Origin of the sequence: Rhodococcus sp. P-2, from assembly GCF_016598535.1 — a bacterium.
Lineage (GTDB): Bacteria > Actinomycetota > Actinomycetes > Mycobacteriales > Mycobacteriaceae > Rhodococcus_F > Rhodococcus_F baikonurensis.
Genome location: NZ_CP066779.1, coordinates 4,225,385 through 4,246,267, shown reverse-complemented (window position 1 = coordinate 4,246,267; position 20,883 = coordinate 4,225,385). Strand labels below are relative to the sequence as shown.

21 protein-coding genes are annotated in these 20,883 nt (G+C 63.7%); 12 read left to right on the top strand and 9 right to left on the bottom strand.

Going from position 1 to position 20,883, the window contains the following annotated elements; translation table 11 throughout:
- Nucleotides 1–50 precede the first annotated feature (50 nt).
- From qcrC to qcrB, 3 genes are read left to right on the top strand one after another with little or no spacing between them, the layout of a single operon-like run.
- Complete coding sequence (gene qcrC, locus I7X09_RS20115; protein WP_003941682.1) at nt 51–902, top strand: cytochrome bc1 complex diheme cytochrome c subunit; 852 nt, start codon at nt 51–53, stop codon at nt 900–902.
- A complete protein-coding gene (gene qcrA / locus I7X09_RS20110) occupies nt 899–2,041 on the top strand; it encodes a cytochrome bc1 complex Rieske iron-sulfur subunit (RefSeq protein ID WP_007730058.1) in 1,143 nt (380 codons plus the stop codon). The genes qcrC and qcrA overlap by 4 nt, the downstream gene beginning before the upstream one ends.
- 59 nt (nt 2,042–2,100) lie before the next feature.
- Nucleotides 2,101–3,705: a cytochrome bc1 complex cytochrome b subunit gene (gene qcrB, locus I7X09_RS20105; RefSeq protein ID WP_007730057.1), complete on the top strand. Its 1,605-nt coding sequence runs from the start codon at nt 2,101–2,103 to the stop codon at nt 3,703–3,705.
- A gap of 149 nt (nt 3,706–3,854) precedes the next feature.
- On the opposite strand, the gene I7X09_RS20100 is transcribed toward qcrB, so the two are convergent.
- Nucleotides 3,855–4,151: an antibiotic biosynthesis monooxygenase family protein gene (locus I7X09_RS20100; RefSeq protein ID WP_166810517.1), complete on the bottom strand. Its 297-nt coding sequence runs from the start codon at nt 4,149–4,151 to the stop codon at nt 3,855–3,857.
- A 66-nt stretch (nt 4,152–4,217) separates the two neighbouring features.
- On the opposite strand from I7X09_RS20100, the gene I7X09_RS20095 reads away from it, so the two are divergent.
- The gene (locus I7X09_RS20095; protein ID WP_095969857.1) at nt 4,218–4,607 is read left to right on the top strand and encodes a DUF3224 domain-containing protein; all 390 of its coding nucleotides are present in this window, start codon (nt 4,218–4,220) and stop codon (nt 4,605–4,607) included.
- Between the two features lie 102 nt (nt 4,608–4,709).
- On the opposite strand, the gene I7X09_RS20090 is transcribed toward I7X09_RS20095, so the two are convergent.
- Together I7X09_RS20090 and ctaC are read right to left on the bottom strand one after the other, a co-directional pair.
- Nucleotides 4,710–5,126: a cytochrome c oxidase subunit 4 gene (locus tag I7X09_RS20090; RefSeq protein WP_003941723.1), complete on the bottom strand. Its 417-nt coding sequence runs from the start codon at nt 5,124–5,126 to the stop codon at nt 4,710–4,712.
- 39 nt (nt 5,127–5,165) lie between these two features.
- Entirely contained in the window at nt 5,166–6,230 is a 1,065-nt protein-coding gene (gene ctaC, locus I7X09_RS20085) for an aa3-type cytochrome oxidase subunit II (protein ID WP_007730054.1), read from the bottom strand.
- Between the two features lie 319 nt (nt 6,231–6,549).
- Here ctaC and asnB point away from each other — a divergent pair, with 319 nt between their 5' ends.
- Nucleotides 6,550–8,475: an asparagine synthase (glutamine-hydrolyzing) gene (gene asnB, locus I7X09_RS20080; protein WP_019748911.1), complete on the top strand. Its 1,926-nt coding sequence runs from the start codon at nt 6,550–6,552 to the stop codon at nt 8,473–8,475.
- 63 nt (nt 8,476–8,538) lie between these two features.
- Here asnB and I7X09_RS20075 read toward each other — a convergent pair whose 3' ends face one another.
- The 3 genes from I7X09_RS20075 to I7X09_RS20065 form a co-directional block, all read right to left on the bottom strand.
- Nucleotides 8,539–9,516, bottom strand: coding sequence for a carbohydrate kinase family protein (locus I7X09_RS20075; RefSeq protein WP_095969856.1), 978 nt, complete (start codon nt 9,514–9,516; stop codon nt 8,539–8,541).
- 196 nt (nt 9,517–9,712) lie between these two features.
- Nucleotides 9,713–10,063, bottom strand: coding sequence for a HesB/IscA family protein (locus I7X09_RS20070; protein WP_007730053.1), 351 nt, complete (start codon nt 10,061–10,063; stop codon nt 9,713–9,715).
- Between the two features lie 149 nt (nt 10,064–10,212).
- A complete protein-coding gene (locus I7X09_RS20065) occupies nt 10,213–11,280 on the bottom strand; it encodes a glycerate kinase family protein (RefSeq protein ID WP_200313368.1) in 1,068 nt (355 codons plus the stop codon).
- Nucleotides 11,281–11,414: 134 nt separating this feature from the next.
- Here I7X09_RS20065 and I7X09_RS20060 point away from each other — a divergent pair, with 134 nt between their 5' ends.
- The 6 genes from I7X09_RS20060 (at nt 11,415) to I7X09_RS20035 (ending at nt 16,509) form a co-directional block, all read left to right on the top strand.
- Complete coding sequence (locus I7X09_RS20060; protein WP_007730051.1) at nt 11,415–12,071, top strand: DUF3043 domain-containing protein; 657 nt, start codon at nt 11,415–11,417, stop codon at nt 12,069–12,071.
- Nucleotides 12,072–12,073: 2 nt separating this feature from the next.
- Nucleotides 12,074–12,661, top strand: coding sequence for a bifunctional adenosylcobinamide kinase/adenosylcobinamide-phosphate guanylyltransferase (gene cobU / locus I7X09_RS20055; RefSeq protein ID WP_234036642.1), 588 nt, complete (start codon nt 12,074–12,076; stop codon nt 12,659–12,661).
- The gene (cobT, locus tag I7X09_RS20050) at nt 12,658–13,806 is read left to right on the top strand and encodes a nicotinate-nucleotide--dimethylbenzimidazole phosphoribosyltransferase (RefSeq protein WP_200313367.1); all 1,149 of its coding nucleotides are present in this window, start codon (nt 12,658–12,660) and stop codon (nt 13,804–13,806) included. Before cobU ends, cobT begins: the two co-directional genes overlap by 4 nt.
- 2 nt (nt 13,807–13,808) lie before the next feature.
- Entirely contained in the window at nt 13,809–14,576 is a 768-nt protein-coding gene (locus tag I7X09_RS20045; RefSeq protein WP_234036641.1) for an adenosylcobinamide-GDP ribazoletransferase, read from the top strand.
- Nucleotides 14,577–14,585: 9 nt separating this feature from the next.
- Entirely contained in the window at nt 14,586–15,560 is a 975-nt protein-coding gene (locus tag I7X09_RS20040) for a GlxA family transcriptional regulator (RefSeq protein WP_200313366.1), read from the top strand.
- Nucleotides 15,561–15,687: 127 nt separating this feature from the next.
- On the top strand, nt 15,688–16,509 hold the full coding sequence (locus I7X09_RS20035) for a dienelactone hydrolase family protein (protein WP_200317944.1): 822 nt from the start codon (nt 15,688–15,690) through the stop codon (nt 16,507–16,509).
- On the opposite strand, the gene I7X09_RS20030 is transcribed toward I7X09_RS20035, so the two are convergent.
- Nucleotides 16,503–17,606 carry a branched-chain amino acid aminotransferase gene (locus I7X09_RS20030; protein WP_095969850.1) on the bottom strand — a complete coding sequence of 368 codons (1,104 nt, stop codon included), beginning with the start codon at nt 17,604–17,606 and terminating at the stop codon, nt 16,503–16,505. The genes I7X09_RS20035 and I7X09_RS20030 overlap by 7 nt on opposite strands.
- A 32-nt stretch (nt 17,607–17,638) precedes the next feature.
- The gene (gcvT, locus tag I7X09_RS20025; RefSeq protein WP_200313365.1) at nt 17,639–18,739 is read right to left on the bottom strand and encodes a glycine cleavage system aminomethyltransferase GcvT; all 1,101 of its coding nucleotides are present in this window, start codon (nt 18,737–18,739) and stop codon (nt 17,639–17,641) included.
- A gap of 158 nt (nt 18,740–18,897) precedes the next feature.
- Between gcvT and I7X09_RS20020 the strand changes: the two genes are divergently transcribed.
- Nucleotides 18,898–20,415, top strand: a complete 1,518-nt coding sequence (locus I7X09_RS20020) for a leucyl aminopeptidase (RefSeq protein WP_095969848.1) — start codon at nt 18,898–18,900, stop codon at nt 20,413–20,415.
- Between the two features lie 55 nt (nt 20,416–20,470).
- On the opposite strand, the gene I7X09_RS20015 is transcribed toward I7X09_RS20020, so the two are convergent.
- Nucleotides 20,471–20,821, bottom strand: a complete 351-nt coding sequence (locus I7X09_RS20015; RefSeq protein ID WP_003941713.1) for a hypothetical protein — start codon at nt 20,819–20,821, stop codon at nt 20,471–20,473.
- Nucleotides 20,822–20,883: the final 62 nt, after the last annotated feature.

Below are 20,883 nucleotides of genomic sequence, written 5' to 3'. Positions count from 1 at the left end.
CAGGCAGCCCCTGACGTCCAGTTCCGTCCCGACATACCAAAGGGATACAGATGAGTTCATCCCCCCCTCCCGCATCCGATAACTCAGCGAATGCCGCGAAGTCGCGTCGCCAGCGGAAAATCCGCCGGCGCGTCACTGGCGCGCTCGTATTGATGATGGGATTGATCAGCGCAGGTTTCCTCGCTTCGGCGTTGACACCAGCTCCGCAGGTTGCGACCGCCAGTGACGATTCAGCAGCCCTGATTCGTGAAGGCAAGCAGCTGTACGACACGTCATGCATCACGTGCCACGGCGCGAACTTGCAGGGCGTGCAGGACCGCGGTCCCAGCCTCATCGGCGTCGGCGAAGCAGCCGTGTACTTCCAGGTCTCCTCTGGTCGTATGCCCGCAGCTCGCAACGAGGCCCAGGCTGCACGCAAGGACCCCAAGTTCGATGCTGCGCAGACCGACGCCCTCGGCGCTTTCATCCAGGCCAACGGCGGCGGCCCGACGCTCATCCGCGACGAGAACGGCGAAATCGCCCAGTCCTCGCTGCGCGGTGGCGACGTCGGACGCGGCAGTGAGCTCTTCCGGCTCAACTGCGCGTCGTGCCACAACTTCACCGGCCGCGGTGGCGCACTGTCCTCGGGCAAGTACGCCCCGGTCCTGGATCCGGCCAGCGAGCAGCAGATCTACGCTGCCATGGTTACCGGCCCCCAGAACATGCCGAAGTTCTCGGATCGTCAGCTGACGATCGAGGAGAAGAAGGACATCATCGCCTACGTCAAGTCGTCGGGCGAGTCGAAGGACCCCGGTGGGTACGGGCTCGGTGGCCTCGGTCCGGCCTCTGAGGGTCTCGCCATGTGGGCCGTCGGAATCATCGCTGTCGTCGGTGCAGCATTGTGGATCGGAGCAAGGTCATGAGCGACGCTGGCCAGCATGGCGGCGATACGCCTAAGAAGTACACAGATGAAGAGCTCGACGCGATGTCACGCGACGACCTGGTCAAGCTGGGTACCAATCTCGATGGCGTCGACGTCGTCTACCGCCGTGATCGTTGGTCGGTAAAGGGCACCAGGGCGGAAAAGCGCGCCGAGCGCAACGTCGCCTTCTGGTTCGGCCTCGCCGGCGTTTCGGCGATCGCGTTCATCGCGATCTACCTGTTCTGGCCCTGGGAGTACGCAGGCGCCGGTGACGAGAACTACGGCAAGTACAGCCTGTACACCCCGCTGATCGGCTTGACCATGGGTCTTGCCATCCTCGGCGTCGGCATCGGTGCCGTTCAGTTCACCAAGAAGTTCATCCCCGAAGAGGTCTCGATCCAGGACCGCCACGACGGTGGTTCCACCGAGGTCGATCGTCGCACGATCGTCGCCGAACTCGGCGACACCCTCGAGACGTCCACCCTCCCCCGCCGCAAGGCCATCAAGCGCAGCTTGATGTTCGGTGGTGGCGCACTCGGCGTCATGATGGTCATGCCTCTCGGCGGACTCATCAAGAACCCGTGGGCCAAGGGCGACGACTCACCACTGTGGGTGTCCGGCTGGACCCCGAACTACCCGGGAGAGACCATCTACCTGCGTCGTGACACCGGCCGTCCCGAGGACATCGTCCTCGTTCGCCCGGAAGATCTCGATGCCGGTTCGATGGAAACGGTCTTCCCGTTCCGCGAGTCCGACCGTGGCGACGAGCATGCCCTGCTCGCAGCACTGCGCGGCATTCGTAACTCGGTGATGCTCATCCGCCTCCGCACGGAAGACACCGCACGTGTCACCAAGCGCAAGGGCCAGGAAAGCTTCAACTACGGCGACTACTTCGCGTACTCGAAGATCTGCACCCACCTGGGTTGCCCCACCTCGCTCTACGAACAGCAGAGCAACCGTATTCTGTGCCCCTGCCACCAGTCGCAGTTCGACGCACTGACCTACGGCAAGCCGATCTTCGGTCCCGCTGCTCGCGCACTTCCGCAGTTGCCTATTACAGTGAACGAAGAGGGCTTCCTGGTCGCCGACGGTGACTTCATCGAAGCACTCGGCCCGGCATTTTGGGAGCGTCGACCGTGACCACAACAACAACCAAACCGTCCAAGATCAGCGCGGCAGCGGCTGGACAAGCGGAGGCTATGGACTCCCGCTACCACCTCGCTGCAGGCATGCGCCGGCAGATCAACAAGGTCTTCCCGACGCACTGGTCCTTCATGCTCGGCGAGATCGCGCTCTACAGCTTCGTGATCCTGCTGATCTCCGGTGTGTTCCTGACGCTGTTCTTCGATCCGTCGATGGCACACGTCGTCTACCAGGGCGCGTACCAGCCGCTTCGCGGTGTCACGATGTCTCGCGCCTACGAGACGACCCTGAACATCTCCTTCGAGGTGCGCGGCGGTCTCTTCGTTCGCCAGATTCACCACTGGGCTGCACTGATGTTCGCGGCGTCGATCATCGTTCACCTCGCTCGCATCTTCTTCACCGGCGCATTCCGTCGCCCGCGTGAAGCGAACTGGGTCATCGGCTGCCTGCTGCTCATCCTGGCGATGTTCGAAGGCTTCTTCGGCTACACCATCCCCGACGACCTGCTCTCGGGCACCGGCCTTCGCGCCGCCTTCGGTGGTATCACGATGAGTATCCCGATCGTCGGTACCTGGATGCACTGGCTGATCTTCGACGGCGACTTCCCCGGCGACCTCATCATTCCGCGCCTCTACGTCGCTCACGTGCTGCTGTTCCCGGGCATCATCCTGGCCCTGATCGCCGGCCACCTCGCGTTGGTCTGGTACCAGAAGCACACGCAGTTCCCCGGCCCCGGCCGTACGGAACAGAACGTCGTAGGCGTCCGCATCCTCCCGGTCTTCGCAATGAAGGGTGGCGCGTTCTTCGCCATGACCTTCGGCGTGCTCGCACTGCTCGGTGGTCTGTTCCAGATCAACCCCGTGTGGAACATCGGTCCGTACAACCCGTCTCAGGTCTCGGCTGGTTCCCAGCCCGATATCTACATGATGTGGACGGACGGCCTCGCTCGACTGTGGCCGGCGTGGGAGATCTACCTGTTCAACCGCTACACGATCCCCGCGGTGTTCGCCGTCGCCCTGATCATGGGTCTCGTCTTCGCACTGTTGATCGCGTACCCGTGGATCGAGAAGCGTCTCACCGGAGACGACGCTCACCACAACATCCTGCAGCGCCCGCGCGACGTGCCGGTCCGTACCGCTATCGGTGCGATGTCCATCGCGTTCTACCTGGTGCTCACGATCTCCTGCATCAACGACATCATCGCGTACCACCTGCACATCTCGCTGAACGCAATGACGTGGATCGGCCGTATCGGCATGGTCATCCTTCCGCCCATCGCGTACTTCGTGACGTACCGGTTCTGCATCGGCCTGCAGCGCAGTGACCGTGCAGTACTCGAGCACGGCATCGAGACCGGCATCATCAAGCGGATGCCGAACGGCCAGTACATCGAGATCCACCAGCCGCTCGGCCCCGTCGACGAGCACGGACACCCGATCCCGCTCGAGTACCAGGGTGCTGCCGTCCCGAAGAAGATGAACAAGCTCGGCCTCGCCGGCAAGCCCGGCAGCGGTAGCCTGATCACCGCTGACCCAGTCGAGGAGAGCGAGGCTCTCGAAGCCGCTCATCACGAAGCTGAGCACGAGCAGCTTCAGATCCTTCTTGACTACCAGAACCGAACCAACGGCAAGTCCGATGGTTCCAGTGGAGAACTCCACTAGGAACGACAGCTGACCAGTGAGGCCCCGAACCGGAATCCGGTTCGGGGCCTCACTCGTTCTCTGAGCAATTCGGTATGGACGACCCCCAGTGGGTCACCACTCCCCCGCCGCGACGTCTGAGTCCCGGCAGCAGCGGGATTTACACCCTTCTAGGCTTCGAGCACCGGCGAATAGTGCTCCACTGTCGGGAACGGCTCGTAGAAGTGATGGAGGAGTTCTCGCCACCGCTGGTAGCCCGCGGACTGACGGAACCCGACAGTGTGCGATTCCAGGTCGCTCCACTCGACGAGCAGGAGATACCGCTCCGGCGCTTCCAGACAGTGCGAGAGCCGCAGCCTGATGAATCCGGGAACCTCGGCGATGATGGTTCGGGCCACGTCGAACGCGGCCTCGAATTGCGCTGACTGCGACGGATCGACCTGCAGGACGGCATGTTCGAGGATCATCTACGGAGTGTTGCACGTTCTCTCGAGTCCCCTCGAAGCCTTGCCGGCTGGTGAGATACTCGGACCATGACATCTCATGCACGCGGCACCTTCGAGATCGATCTTCGACCTGCCGATCCTGAGCTCTCCGGGCGCGTCGGGCGCTTCGAGTTCGACAAGACGTTCATCGGCGGCATCGAAGGTACATCGACCGGCCTCATGCTGTCCGCCGGCGATCCGAGCAGCGGTGAAGCCGGCTACGTCGCCCTGGAGGTAGTCACCGGGCAGGTCGACGAAGCTGTGGGATCGTTCGCACTGCAGCAGTTCGGTCAGATGATCGACGGAACGCAGAAGCTTCTGTACGAGATCGTGCCGGGGTCCGGAACCGGTGAGCTGAAGGGTATCTCGGGCACTCTCGAGCTCGAGATCGTCGACGGGCTGCATCGCTACGACCTCGAATACGTGCTCCACCATTGAGCGGTTGTCGATCGCACCCTCGTACCACCGAAACTCTCATATACGACAACAGAGGCGCCGTACCCGGGTGGGTGCGGCGCCTCTGTTCAAGTGCGGGTGAAACTAGTGCTTCTCGGGTCCGGTGTAGTACTCGAACACCAGGCCTGCAGCGGCGGCCAGCACACAGACAACTGCGACTGCGATGAGCCACGGCTGGAAGTAGGCCAGCGACACTGCTGCGAGTGCAGCGGCGGCAGCAAGCAGGATCGGCCAGAAGCTACCGGGGCTGAAGAAGCCCAGTTCTCCTGCACCATCCGAGATTTCAGCGTCGTCGTAGTCCTCGGGACGGGTGTCCAGACGACGAGCGACGAAGCGGAAGTAGGTACCCACGATGAGCGTCAGACCTGCAGACAGGACGATGGCCGTCAGTCCGGCCCACTCGATACCTGTGCGTGACAGAGCGGTGAACACTCCGTAGATGATCGCGACGAGAATGAAGAACATCGTCAGGATCTCGAAGAGCTTGGCTTCGATCTTCATATCAGCACTTGTCCTTGTTCAGTGAAGAGGCTGGCCGGCTCAGTTGCCTGCAGTGGCGACGGTTGCCTGACGGTACTCGCGGTCGGTGTTGAACGGCGTGGTCGACGTAGCCACCGGCGACTGACCGATTGCCTGCAGAGCCTCAGCGGTCGTCAGACCACCCTTGCCCTCCGCGTCACCCTTGCGCAGTTCGATGTACTTGGCGAAGTCCTCGGGCGAAACCGCACGAACCTCGAAGTTCATCATCGCGTGGAACGTGCCACACATTTCTGCACAACGCCCGACGAACGCGCCTTCCTTCTCGATCTCACTGATCTGGAAGATGTTGTCCGAGTGGTTCTCCTTGGGGTTCGGGAGAACGTCGCGCTTGAACAGGAACTCAGGCACCCAGAAAGCGTGGATGACGTCCGAGGAAGCGAGTTCGAACTGGATCCGCTTGCCGGTGGGCAGAACGAGGATCGGGATCTCCTGGCTGGAGCCGACGGTCTCGATCTTGTCGTAGTGCAGGTAGCTCAGGTCCTCGGTGCTGTTGCCGTGGATCGGGCCGGGAACTTCTTCGCCGTGATCGTTGACAGTGGAGCCCTCGGTCTTGGCAGCCTCTTCGGCCTCGACGTCGATTCCGTTGTACTTGGCGGAGCCGTCACCGAACTCGATGGAGCGGTAGCCGAACTTCCAGTTCCACTGGAAGGCCGTGACGTCTACGACGACGTCAGGATTGTCCGTCTTGTCCAGAACATGGTTCTGAACGATGACGGTGAAGTAGAAGAGAACCGCGATGATGACGAAGGGAACTGCCGTGTAACCGAGTTCGAGCGGCACGTTGTATGCCGTCTGGCGCGGGAATTCCGGCGAGTCCTTCTTCTTACGGTGGAAGATGACGGCCCAGAAGACCAGCCCCCACACCAGCACACCCATGACGAGGGCGGCTACAACCGACCACGTCCACAGCTCACGCATGCGCGTCGCCTCCGGGGTGATGCCCGAAGGCCACCCGAAACGAAGCACTTCGTTGTCGATGGAGCAACCCGACAGCAGCAAGGCAGCAATGCCCAGAGATACTGCCAGCCCCGCTCGCCGAAGGATCCGACCTTGCGCCACGTTCACGCCTTCCTGATCGCCACAAAATTCAACTAGGGCATGCCCGGAGGGAAGGCCCAATTACTACGCAGCGTAGACCAAAGCCGGGCGCTATCCATCCTCGGGTCCTCGCCCGTGTCGCGGCGGACGTCACACAGCTCTCTCAGGTGCTGCTCAGGAACGGCTCAGGTCGTTTCGGCGACGCACATCACGTCGATTCGTTCCGCCGCGATCGGCAGGGACGTCGATCTGCGGCATACTTTCGACAAGAGTTCGTTGACCTCTCCCCGACACTCGTGTCCGGGAGCCTTCTGTACAAAAATTCTGAATCGAGGAACCGGACGCTGTGTGTGGACTGCTCGGGCTACTGACATCTGGCGGAACCAGCGAGGACGCCGTCTCGCGGGTCGACCAGGCGATGCATTGCCTTCGTCACCGCGGGCCGGACGAACACGGGACGTGGAATGACGACCACCTCGTCTTCGGGTTCAACCGCCTGGCGATCATCGACATCGCTCATTCCCACCAGCCGCTGCGTTGGGGCCCGCCGGAGAACCCGGAGCGTTATGCGCTCACGTTCAACGGCGAGATCTACAACTACTTGGAGATCCGTGCCGAACTGGTCAAGGACCACGACGCCAAGTTCTTCACCGAGGGCGACTCCGAGGCCATCGTCGCTGCATTCCACTACTGGGGTGAGGATGCGGTCCGGCGCCTGCGCGGAATGTTCGCGTTCGCGATCTGGGACACCGACACACGCGAGCTGTTCATCGCACGCGATCCGTTCGGTATCAAGCCACTCTTCATTGCCACCGGAGCGGGCGGCACCGCGTTCGGCAGTGAGAAGAAGAGTCTGCTCGAACTCACCGATCTGATCGGCATCGGCACCGAGCTGGATCCGCGAGCCATCGAGCACTACACCGTTCTGCAGTACGTACCGGAGCCGGAAACACTGCACAAGGAGATCCGACGCCTGGAGTCGGGCAGCTTCGCTCGGGTGCGTCCGGGCGAGGAGCCCACGTTCACGCGGTACTTCACGCCGAAGTTCCCGGCCAAGCCTTTCGCACCGGGCACCGAGAAGGCGCGCTACCAGGAAATCGCCGAAGCACTCGAGGATTCGGTCGCCAAGCACATGCGCGCCGACGTCACCGTCGGCTCGTTCCTCTCCGGCGGTATCGACTCCACCGCGATCGCGGCATTGGCGATGCGCCACAACCCAAACCTGATCACCTTCACGACCGGTTTCGAACGTGAGGGCTATTCCGAGGTCGACGTCGCGGCCGAATCCGCCGCAGCGATCGGCGCGAAGCACGTCGTCAAGGTGGTCTCCCCCGCCGAGTTCGCCGCTGCCATTCCCGAGATCGTCTGGTACCTCGACGACCCGGTGGCCGATCCGGCATTGATTCCGCTGTGGTTCATCGCGAAGGAAGCACGCAAGCACGTCAAGGTCGTGCTGTCCGGCGAGGGCGCCGACGAGCTGTTCGGCGGTTACACGATCTACCGTGAGCCGTTGTCGCTCAAGCCTTTCGAGTACCTTCCCAAGGGATTGCGTCGGGCTGCGGGCAAGTTGTCCGAACGCATCCCGGACGGCACCCGCGGCAAGAGTCTGCTCAACCGCGGTTCGTTAACCCTCGAGGAGCGCTACTACGGCAACGCTCGTAGCTTCAACGACGCTCAGCTCCGCGCCGTCCTGCGCGATTTCCGTCCCGAGTGGACTCACCAGGACGTCACCGCGCCGATCTACGCGCAGTCCCGGGACTGGGATCCGGTTGCCCGGATGCAGCATCTCGACCTGTTCACGTGGCTGCGAGGCGACATCCTCGTCAAGGCCGACAAGATGACGATGGCCAACTCGCTGGAGCTGCGTGTGCCGTTCCTCGATCCCGAGGTCTTCGACGTCGCGTCACGCGTACCGCTCGATCAGAAGATCACGAAGGACACAACCAAGTACGCGCTGCGTCAGGCCTTGGAAGGCATTGTGCCGCACCATGTTCTGCACCGCGCCAAGCTCGGATTCCCGGTTCCGCTTCGCCACTGGCTGCGCGGCACCGAGCTTTTCGACTGGGCACATCTGCAGATCGAGGAGTCGGGAACCGACCACATCTTCGACAAGCAGGCCGTGGTGAAGATGCTCAACGATCACCGAGAGGGCGTGTCCGACCACAGCCGACGCCTGTGGACCGTCCTGACTTTCATGGTCTGGCACGGAATCTTCGTCGAGAAGCGCATCGTGCCGCAGATCCAGGAACCGGTGTACCCGGTCAACATCTAGGCCTTCGGCCCCGTGAGCGGTTAGGGAGTCTCCGGACTCCTCAACCACTCACGGGGCGGAGCGCTACTTCGGCAGGATCGTCGCGATCTCGTCCGCTGCCGCGCTGCCGTACGCCTCCGTGAGACGCTTGAGCGCCTCGTCGCGGTTGAACACCCACTCCTGGGTTCCGACGGTCTCGAGGACCAATACAGCAACAAGAGATCCCAGCTGTGCGGCACGCTCGAAGCTCAGGCCGGCACCGTGGGCGAGCAGGAAGCCGGCACGGAAGCCGTCGCCGACGCCCGTCGGATCAACCTTGCCGGTCTCGGGCACTACGTCGACGCGCACCCAATTGCCTTCGGCATCAACAATTTCCACACCCTTGGAGCCGAGGGTGGTGACCCGGATACCGACCTGCGCGCGGATCTCTTCTTCGCTCAGACCCGTCTTCTGCTGAAGCAGACCCCACTCGTACTCGTTGGTGAACAGGTACTTCGCGCCGTGGATGAGCGCCTTGGCCTCGTCACCGGACAAGCGGGCAAGCTGCTGCGACGGATCTGCTGCGAACGGAATCCCGAGCGCGCGGCATTCGTCGGTATGGCGAACCATGGCCTCGGGGTCGTTGGCGCCGACCAGTACGAGATCGAGCGCACCCGCGGTCTTGGACACCGCAGCGAGTTCGATCTCGCGGGCCTCGCTCATCGCACCGGGGTAGAACGACGCGATCTGCGCCATGTCCTCGTCGGTGGTGCACACGAAACGCGCGGTGTGCGCCTTGTCCGAAATGCGGACGGCACTGCAGTCGACGCCGTTGTCCTCGAGCCACGTGCGGTATTCGGCGAAGTCCGCACCGACCGCGCCGACGAGCAGCGGCGATCCACCGAGCACGCCCATGGCGTAGGCGATGTTGCCGCCGACGCCACCGCGGCGAATCACGAGGTCGTCCACCAGGAAACTCAGAGAAATGTGGGCGAGCTGATCGGCGAGGAGCTGATCGGCGAAGCGGCCGGGAAAGCGCATCAAGTGGTCGGTGGCGATGGAACCGGTTACCGCAATAGTCACGGATCGTGGCCTTTCAGCGAAGTGAGTACAAGAATGAAAGAGAAGCAAAAGTTCACGTTACCGCCCGTAGCGCCGTCTTCGGCGCCCGAGCCGTCAGTTCGGAACGGTCTACGTACGAGTCACCACAAACAACTGACGCGAAACCGAATGTCGGTTCCGCGTCAGTTGTTCGTGAATTGAGTTGTGATCGACGGACTCAGTTGAACGAGTCACCGCAGGCACAAGAGCCTGTTGCATTGGGGTTGTCGATCGAGAAGCCCTGCTGCTCGATGGTGTCGAGGAAGTCGATGGACGCACCTTCGACGTACGGCGCGCTCATCCGGTCGACAACCAGGTTGACGCCGTTGAAGTCGACGGTGAGGTCACCGTCGAGTGTGCGGTCGTCGAAGAACAGCTGGTACTTCAGTCCGGCACAGCCGCCGGGCTGCACTGCGATACGCAGCGCGAGGTCGTCGCGCCCCTCCTGATCGAAGAGGGCCTTCGCCTTGGCGGATGCGGCCTCGGTCATCTTGACGCCGTGGGTGGCGGTCTCGTTCTGCACAGTCATGGGCTCTCCCTAATGTTCGTACCAACCCGTGAACGCTTCAACGGTACGCCGCTGCCGACTTATTCCCGCCAGTCCTTACCGGGTGCGATTCGTCTTCATCCTATCCGGTCTTCCCGACACGGCAACGGCGCGTCGACGCTCGTGGATCCTCAGCTCGGGGCGCCACGCCAGATGTTCCACTCGCGTGCCGTGTGTTCGGCGAGTCCCTCGAGACACGCCGACGCTTCCTTCATCGCACGGTCCACCGACCCGGCGAACTCCGTCACCGATTTCGCCGCGGCTATCGAGGTCGACCCATAGTCCGTCTCGTCGAGCGTCACCTGACCGGCAAAGACGAGCGTCGGAACGCTATGCGCCGCCCCGGCCGACGCGAGCGCAGTGACGAGTTTGCCTCGCAGAGATTGGTGGTCGAACTTACCTTCACCAGTGATCACCAGGTCAGCCGATGCCAATAGCGCTGCCTGCCCGGTGCGCTCGGCGACGACGTCGGCCCCGGATCGCCGCTGTGCACCGAGCGCGAACAACGCAGCACCGATACCACCCGCGGCGCCGGCACCCGGAAATTCCGACACTCGCTGTCCGGTGACGGACTCCAATTGCTCGGCCCACGTCGCATTCCGCGCTTCGAGAACGGCAACAGCCGCGGCGTCGGCACCTTTTTGCGGGCCGAACACCGCTGCCGCACCATGCTCGCCGAGAAGAACGTGCTCGACGTCGGTGGCTGCGACCAACCGAACGCCCTCCGTGGCCGCCGTCGCCGCCTCCAAGCCGCCCAGCGCCTCCACCAGTCCACGTCCCCCATCCGTGCAGCAACTCCCGCCGAGTCCGACCACAATCGTCCTCACGCCGGCATCGAGGGCGAGCGCGATCAGTTCTCCGACACCGCGACTGTGCGCTGCGAGCGCACTCTCGCGCGTCGGCGGTCCTTCGAGTAGACCGAGCCCGACGGCCTGAGCGGACTCGATGTATGCCGTGCCCGAATCGAACAGCCACTGCGCGTCGACGCTCGAGGTCAACGGTCCGGACACCCGCGCGGACCGGACGGCCCCTCCGGCTGTTGCCAACACGTCGACGAATCCCGGTCCGCCGTCGGATTGTGGCGCGGTGACGACGTCGTCGCCGGGTCGACCGCGCCGCCAACCGGCAGAAATGGACTCGGCCGCCGCGACGGCAGTCAGGGTTTCGCCGAATGAATCCGGAGCAACTATTACCCGCATAACCGAAGTCTAAGAGTCCCGAATGACCCCGATGTTTCACGATCTCGCGCGTTTCAACGTCTCGGGCGATCGAGTTTTTCAGAAAGACCGAGGTCGGTTTCCCAGACCATGCACTTATCCAATAGCCTGGAGGTGTGAAATTGCTACGCCGCGGTGACTCAGACAACTCCGACAAACGTGACGTCGAGGGCACTGAGGCATCCTCGGCCTCCGAAGAGGCGCCCATCGAGCAGGTGGGCAAGGGCCGCCCTACACCCAAGCGTCGCGACGCCGAGGCGAAGAGGCGTGGCCCCGTTGCTCCTGCCCCGCTGACCGCGAAGGAAGCCCGCGCCCGCCGCAAGGCGACCCGCGGCTCCAAGGAGGACCGCAAGGCCGAAGCCGCCGAGCGTCGCGCTTCGTCGGCAGACCGCCGCGCCCGCATGCTCGCCGGCGAGGACAAGTACCTGCTCCCCCGCGACAAGGGACCGGTTCGCGCCTACGTCCGTGATTTCATCGACGCTCGCCGCAACCTCGTCGGGCTGTTCATGCCGCTCGCGTTGATCCTCATCATGACGATGTTCGTCACGCCGGCGCTCCAGCAGATCGTCACGCTGGCAATGCTCGTGATGATGCTCTTCATGGTCGGTGAAGGCATCTGGCTCGGTCGCATGATCAACAACCGCGTCGCCGAGCGCTTCCCCGACAGCACCGACGGCGGATTCAAGCTCGGCTGGTACGCATTCGTTCGCGCGTCGCAGATCCGTAAGCTGCGCGCACCGAAGCCTCGTGTGGGGCCGGGCGACGCAATCTGAGCGTGACGAACACGTATAGAACCTTGGTCCTCGGCGGCGCGCGGTCTGGTAAGTCCGCGCACGCCGAGGATTTGGTTTGTGCAGGCCAATTACCCGAGCGTTCGGTGCCGATCCGGTACCTGGCGACAGCCAGACGCGATGTCTCCGACGCAGACTGGGAAAGCCGGATCGACCAGCACCGCAACAGACGGCCTTCTCATTGGTCGACGGTCGAAACCGCAGACTCAGGTGACCTCGCGGCGCAACTCGAAAGCGATTCACACACAGCGACGTTGGTCGACGATCTGGGAACGTGGCTGACCACGGAACTTGATCGTCAGAGCGCCTGGGACGCACCGCGCGGCACCATCACTCCCGCGGCGGACAGCCTTGTCGCCAGCGTCGAGAACTACCGCGGTCCCCTGGTGCTGGTCAGCCCCGAAGTGGGTTTGGCCGTCATCCCCGAGACTCGGTCGGGACGATTGTTCCGCGACGAGATCGGCACCCTCAACGCTCGTATCGCCGCGGTGTGCGATCGTGTCGTACTAGTGGTTGCGGGGTTACCGCTCATCTTGAAAGATACTGCTGCACAACCGGAAGGCGCGATGTGAGTACCGAGGCCAGTCCAGATGCCAACCCTGACGTCGCTCCTGTCAGTAGCGCCGACTTCGAACCCGTCACCCCACCCGACCGTGACGTGCGCGCGCAGGCCGACGCACGACAGCGTGATCTGACCAAGCCGGCCGGCTCGTTGGGCCGATTGGAGGCACTCGCCGGTTGGGCATCAGCCTGCCAAGGTGTTTGTCCCCCACATGCTTTCACCCGGCCTCGCGTCGTCGTCTTCGCCGGCGATCACGGAATCGCCCGCAACGGTGTCTCCGCCTATCCCCCGGAAGTGACCGCACAGATGGTCGCGAACTTCCTCGGGGGCGGCGCGGCAGTCAACGTCCTCGCCGAGGTTGCCGGCGCCACTGTTCGCGTCGTCGACATCGCAGTGGACGGCGATACCGATCCGTCCGTCTCGAACCACAAGGTACGCAGATCTTCCGGGTCCATCGACCGCGAAGACGCCATGTCGAACGAGGAAACACTCCAGGCCATCGCCGCCGGCCGAGCGATCGCGGACGAGGAAATCGACGGGGGCGCAGATCTTCTCATCGCCGGTGACATGGGCATCGGCAACACGACGCCCGCCACCGTACTCATCGCCGCCCTCACGGACAGCGAACCTGTCGCGGTCGTGGGTCGAGGTACCGGTATCGACGACGCCAGCTGGATCCGCAAGACCGCCGCAATTCGCGACGCTCTCCGGCGCGCCCGTCCGCACGTTCGCGACACAGTCGCGCTGCTGCGCACGTCTTCGGGTGCGGACCTCGCTGCAATGGCCGGCTTCCTGGCCCAGGCAGCTTCGCGTCGTACACCGGTGATCCTCGACGGTGTTGTCGTCACCGCAGCCGCCATGGTCGCCGACGAGTTGGCTTTCGGCGCACGTGAATGGTGGGTTGCCGGGCATCGCTCCACCGAACCCGCACACACCATCGCATTGACGCGAATGGGTCTCGACCCGATCGTCGAGTTCGACATGCGACTCGGCGAGGGTTCAGGTGCAGTGACTGCGCTCCCGATTCTTCAGGGCGCCGTGGCAATCCTGAGCAAGATGGCGACATTCTCCGAAGCCGGTGTCAGCACTCAGGGCAGCGCACCTGCCGACGAATCCGAGTCGATCGACCTGACCAAGACCGATACGGCGGAGTGAGCGTGGCGGGCCCGCTGTCCGGAGTGCCGCTCGCATTCTCGTGGCTGACGGTTCTTCCGGTTCGCGGCCCCTCCGACATCGATCGCACGGCCGGTCGTCGCGCCATCGCGGCAGCTCCGCTCACCGGAATCGCTCTCGGCATTGCCGCGGCGTTTGTCCTCTGGGGCACAACAAGTATCGGCCTGAATCCCTATCTCGCAGGCTTGCTGACGGTAGGTGCGCTCGCTCTCGGTACCCGCGGGATGCACGTGGACGGACTGGCAGACTCCGTCGACGGACTGGGTTGTTACGGTCCCCCGGAGCGCGCCCGCGAGGTCATGCACAGCGGCGGTGCCGGACCGTTCGGGGTCGCGGCACTGTTCATCTTCCTCGGGCTGCAATCGGTCTCCTTCGGCGTCCTCGCTGTTGCCGACTCCCCCACGCAGTGGATCGCGGTGCTCGTATCTGTCGCCGCGGGTCGTGTGGCCGTCGTGTTCGCCTGCCGCCGAGGCATTCTCGCGTCGAGCCCGAGCGGATTCGGTGCGCTCGTCGCCAATTCGCAACCGCTGTGGGTCGCAATCGTATGGTCGGTTCCGCTGATCGCCGCTTCTGCCTTTGCCACCGACCGGTGGTGGCTCGGCCCTCTCGTGACCGCGTCGGCGCTGCTGGTCAGTGTGCTGTGCGTGCGTCACTGCGTCCGCAGATTCGGCGGACTCAACGGAGATGTTCTCGGATTCGCGCTCGAACTCACGGTGACGCTGACGGCCGTCGGCCTCACTCTCGGACTGTGATCCGACGTCGTGCGAGTCGGAGTCCTTGCGTACGAAGGTTGCCTGGCGGCCGAGATCTTCGTTCTCACCGACCTTCTCCTGATCGCCAATCGCGTCGCTGACGGAGCGTCCACGGACCCCTTCGCGGTATCGGTCATCTCGGCGTCCGGCACGTCCGTCGTTGCGGCAGGCGGATTTTCGATCGGCGCACAGGAGTGGCATCACGACTTCGATCACCTGGTGGTGCCAGGGTTCGAGCTCGTACCGTCCGAAGACCCCGCGACGCGTTTGTCCCTGTGGGACAGAGAAATCGAGTTCATCCGTGCCAGCGAGGCTCGCGGCGTTCGGGTGTCGTCGGTCTGCGTCGGCGCGTATCTCCTGGGTGAGGCCGGACTGCTCGACGGACGCCGATGTACGACGTCGTGGCTGTACGGTACCGACCTCGCGAGTCGGTACCCCGGTGCGACGGTTCGAACCGACTCGTTGATCGTCCAGGACGACGGCGTCACCACCACTGCGGCGTTCACTGCCGCGCTCGACCTCGCAACAGCACTCGTGCGCGAGCTTCTCGGCGACAAGATTGCGCGAACGACTGCAAGAATCACTCTGGCGCCGGAAAATCGAACCAGTCAATCTCCGTACATCGTCGACTCGATGCTGCCCGTCAATCACACACAGTTCGCCGACGACGTCGGAAGTTGGTTGGTCGAACGGATCGCGGAGCCATACGACTTGGATCTGCTGTCGGATGCTTTTCACCTCAGCACCCGAACCATGCTTCGGAAGTTCAAGGACGAGACCGGGGAATCGCCGCGCAGTTATCTGCAGCGTGCACGGATCCGAAAAGCGAAACGGTTGTTGGAATCGACCGACTGGTCTCTCGGAAAGATCCTGAGGCACATCGGCTATCAGGATCCTGGAACCTTCCGTCGCCTGTTCACCGACCGCGTCGGCATCAGCCCGGCCGACTATCGAAAGCGATTCCGCAACGGCGGCGCCGGATAGGCCTTGCGTGGCGAGCCCGCCCGAAAACGTGGCGAACCGCCCTCTTCTGTAGTTGATCCCGCACCGAAAGACTGTGCAGAGGAATTACTTCGACTACTTGGGAGGGCTCATCGTGCCGAACCGAAGTATGACAAAAGATGATCCACTCGAAGACTTCGACCGTCGAACGATCACGATCGGCGCAGTGTCGAAGTCCGTGTACGTGGCCGGCACCGGTCCCGCAGTAATCGTCATGCCGGAAATGCCAGGCATCAGCCCGCATGTTGCACGATTCGCCCGCTGGGTGCGCGACGCCGGCTTCACTGTCTTTGTTCCGTCACTGTTCGGCCGCGACGGAGCAGTCCCCACAGTGGACGAGGGTCTGACGGTATTCAAGAGGGCCTGCGTCAGTGCGGAGTTTCGCGCCCTCGCTGCCGACGAACCGAGCCCGGCGGTCCGTTGGCTGCGTTCACTCGCCGCTTCGGCCCATGCGGAATGCGGAGGCCCTGGCGTCGGCGTGATCGGGATGTGCTTCACCGGTAACTTCGCGTTGTCGATGATGCTAGAACCTTCGGTCGTTGCACCGGTTCTCGCCCAACCGTCGTTACCGCTCGATCGACCGGACGAAACCGACAGCGGGCCAGAAGAACTCGAAGCCGTGCGCTCCAGACTCGAGGCCGAAGACCTCACGGTGCTGGCATACCGCTTTCAAGGTGACCCGTTCTGCCGCGCACAACGATTCGCGGCCTACTCGAAGGCCTTGGGCGAGCGCTTCGTCGGGACGGTGCTCCCCGACGAAGCGGCCAACGCGACAACGTCACCGTTCTTCGAACACGTCATCGCCAATCCACACAGCGTGGTGACGGCTCATCTCGTCGACGAGGCAGGGTCGCCCACCACCGTCGCTCGAGACGAGATTCTGCTGTTCTTCCGCGAGCGATTGCTCGCGGAACGAACCAGCGATCAGTGAAGCTTGGTCATCCAGCCGTGAGTGTCGGCGAAGGTGCCGCGCTGAATACCCGTGAGGGTGTCGCGCAGTGCCATCGTCACTTCACCCGGCTCGCCGTCGGCGATGGTGAACTCACCCTCGGCGGACTTCACGCGTCCGACGGGGGTGATGACTGCTGCTGTGCCACAAGCGAAGACCTCGGTGATTTCTCCGCTCTTGCACTTGGTCCGCCATTCGTCGGTGCTGATCTTGCGCTCTTCGACGGCAAAGCCGGAATCGGCAGCGAGGGCGAGCAGCGAGTTGCGCGTGATGCCGGGCAGCAACGAACCGGACAGCGACGGCGTCACGAGGCGAGCGTCGGGACCGGAACCGAAGACGAAGAACAGGTTCATTCCACCCATTTCCTCGACGTACGTGCGCTCGATCGCGTCGAGCCAGACCACCTGGTCGCAACCCTCGTCGGCAGCTTGCGCCTGGGCGAGGAGCGAAGCGGCGTAGTTGCCTGCGAACTTGGCTGCGCCGGTCCCGCCGGGGGCTGCGCGAACGTATTCGGTGGACAGCCACACACTGACCGGCTTCACCCCACGCGGGAAGTACGCCCCGGCGGGCGAGGCGATCAGCAGGTAGCGGTACTCGTCGGCGGGACGGACGCCGAGTCCGGCTTCGGTGGAGAACATGAACGGACGGAGGTAGAGCGCGTCCTCGCCGCCGGCAGCGGGAACCCAGTCGAGATCGACGTCGATCAGTTCGGTGATGGAATCGATGAACATCTGCGCCGGCAGTTCGGGCATGGCGAGACGGCGCGCAGATGCTGCGAAACGCTCGGCGTTGGCCTCGACGCGGAACGAGCTGATCTCGCCACCCGGCTGGCGGTATGCCTTGAGGCCCTCGAAGATGGCCTGTCCGTAGTGCAAAACCATTGCGGCTGGATCGAGCTCGATGTTTCCGTACGGCAACACCTGGGCGTCGTGCCAGCCCTTGCCCGCGGTGTAGTCGATCGAGACCATGTGGTCGGTGAAGTGCCGCCCGAAGCCGGGCGCCGCCAAAATGTCGCGGCGCTCGGCGTCGGACTTCGGGGACGAGCTCTGAACACGAACGAAATCGGCGGCACCTGTCATGGGCGCAATCCTATCGAACGTGAAAAAGCTCTCTACTTGGTGTTGGTCTCCACGAACGGAGGAGAGACCACGACGCACCGAAGAGCGCGACCACGGACGTCGACTTCGATCTCGTCACCGGCCGCGACATTGGCTCCGGAATCCAGGAGCGCCAACGCAATTCCCACTTTGAGGGACGGTGAAAACGTTCCCGAGGTGGTCTCGCCGATTGCCTCGCCGTCACGCAGAACACCGAGGCCGGCCCGCAGCACACCGCGATCGAGAGCCTTGATCCCCCAGAGTTTGCGAGCCGGGCCGGCAGCCTTCTCGTCGGTCAAGGTCTCTTTGCCCCAGAATGTCGGCTTCTTCCAACCGATCGCCCATCCGCAGCGCGCTTCGAGCGGAGAAATCTCGAGCGAAAGCTCATGCCCGTGCAGCGGATAACCCATCTCGGTACGAAGAGTGTCACGGGCGCCGAGTCCGGCGGCCTGCCCACCCTCGGCGCGCACTGCCTCGACAAGCGCGCGGAACAACGGCTCGCTGTCCTCCCACCGCGGCAGGAGTTCGTAGCCGACCTCACCGGTGTAACCGCTGCGGCACACACGCACGGGCACGCCGTTCCATTCCGCATCTTCGTACGCCATGTACTCGATCTCGGTGGGCAGTCCCAGCGCCATCAGAACAGCCACCGATTTCGGACCCTGAACAGCAAGCACACCGTAGGCACGATGCTGATCCTCGACGGTGATTCCGTCCGGTGCCACAGCGACCAGCGCCGCAACGACGTCCGCGGTATTGGCAGCATTCGGGACGAGGAAGATCTCGTCGTCGCTGACGTAGTACGCGATGAGGTCGTCGATGACGCCACCGGACTCGTTGCAGCACAACGTGTACTGAGCCTTGCCCGGCCCGATCTTGTTCAGATCGTTGGTCAGTGCGGAGTTCACGAATTCTGCGGCGCCCGCGCCACGCACGACGGCCTTGCCGAGGTGACTGACGTCGAAGAGTCCGACATTCTCACGCACAGAGGTGTGTTCGGCCACGACGCCGGCGTAGGAAACCGGCATCTGCCACCCCCCGAACGGCGCGAACGTCGCACCGAGTTCGACGTGGACGGGGTGGATCGGGCCCTGCAACAGTTGTTCGTCGGTCATGGCCCACAACCTATCGGACTTCGCCGATCGAAACATGTCCGCAGCGAGAGCTCACCCGGCCGAGACGATCGCCCGTCCGCAAACTGCAAAGGGCCTAACATCGACTCAGGCATCCGCCAGAACCGGACGCATCGCACACTCACCTCACAGGAGACACCTTGAGCACTCGCACAGCCCGATCGTTGGGACCCGACCTCGTTCTCGCCGGCACAGTCGCCAAGCGCGCAGAGATATTGGTCGTCGGCCTGACGTCGGGTCCGGACGGCCCCGAAATCGCACTCAGCGAAGGCATCGTCGACGAGGACGTGCTTGCCGAGATCCTCGACAGCCTCATCGCCGTCGGCGCCACCGGCAAGCCCGAGCAGCTCACTCGCGTCCCGGCACCGAGCGCGCTGTCGGTCACCAGCGTCCTCGCCGTCGGACTCGGCTCCGCCGACAGGCTCGGCAGTGAGCAGATCCGCAAGTCCGCCGGCGCTGCAGCTCGCTCGCTGTCCGGCATCGACACCGTCGCAACCACGCTCTCGATCCTCGACCTCGGTGCCGCTGCCGAGGGATTTGCGTTGGGCGCGTACAGCTTCACCGAATTCAAGTCCTCGATGACGGCTCCCGGGCCTGATTCGCAGCCACTCGCTCGCGTCGAACTCCTGGTGCCCTCGCCGCGCACGAAGGAGACCAAGGCAACGCTGGCACGGTCGGCTGCCATCGCCGAAGCCGTCGCCACCGCACGCGAGTTCGTCAACACTCCCCCCAGCCACCTCTACCCCGCCGAGTTCGCCGCTCGCGCGAAGGCACTGGGCGTCGAAGCCGGGCTCACCGTCCAGGTTCTCGACGAGAAAGCACTCGAGAAGGGTGGCTACGGCGGAATCATCGGCGTCGGCAAGGGCTCGTCACGCCAGCCTCGTCTCGTCCGCCTCGAATACGCGTCGAAGAAGCGTGGCGCCCGCAAGGTCGCGCTGGTGGGTAAGGGCATCACCTTCGACACCGGCGGAATCTCCATCAAGCCTGCCGCCGGTATGGAGAACATGACTTCGGACATGGGCGGCGCCGCAGCCGTCATCTCCACCGTCGTGCTTGCCGCAAAGCTCGGCCTGCCCGTCAACGTCGTCGCATACGTTCCGATGGCCGAGAACATGCCGTCCGCGACCGCGCAGCGTCCCGGCGACGTGCTGACCCAGTACGGCGGAATCACCATCGAGGTCGTCAACACCGACGCCGAGGGCCGTTTGATTCTTGCCGACGCGATGGTCCGCGCGGGTGAGGACAACCCCGACTACATGATCGACACCGCCACCCTGACCGGTGCGCAGATGGTCGCGCTCGGCAACCGCACCCCCGGCGTCATGGGCACGGACGAGTTCCGTGACCGTGTCGCCTCCATCTCGCAGAGCGTCGGCGAGAACGGCTGGGCCATGCCCCTGCCCGAAGAACTGCGCGGAGATCTCGACTCCAAGGTCGCCGACATGGCCAACGTCACCCCGCACCGCTGGGGCGGCATGCTGGTCGCAGCTCACTACCTCAAGGAATTCGTTCCCGAGGGTGTCCAGTGGGCGCACATCGACGTCGCAGGTCCGGCGTACAACACGTCAGGGCCGTGGGGTTACACCGGCAAGGGCGGTACCGGCGTTCCGGTTCGCACCATGATCTCGGTCCTGGAGGACATCGCGGTCAACGGCTGACCACCTGCTGTGCGCCTTTATCAACCCCCCGCGGTTAATAAAGGCGCACAGCAGTTCAGGCGCCGTCGCGCAATTCCTGCTCGCGAGCACGCTTGCGCTCGATGCGCTTACGCTCGTCGTGATCGCGCATACGCTGCGGATATCCCGTTTTGCGGACGTCGTAGACCGGGATCTTCAAGTCCTGTCCCAATTTGCGGGCACCGCGCTCGCCGCCGACTCGGCGACGAGTCCACTCCCCGTCCTTCGCGACGAGCACGACGGTCACCTCGGTCACCGTCGTCTGAGGTTCCACGTACGCCTCTACGCCTTCGTGCGAGTGCGCCCAATTCGCCAGATGATCCGCATCACTCTGCGCTGCGGCCTGAGCCGCACTCGGCGGACGCTTGAAACGATCGAACAGTCCCACGGTCGTACCCTCCTCGGTACCGACGCCGCGGATGCACCCCGGCGATATGTCAAGTTTGCCAG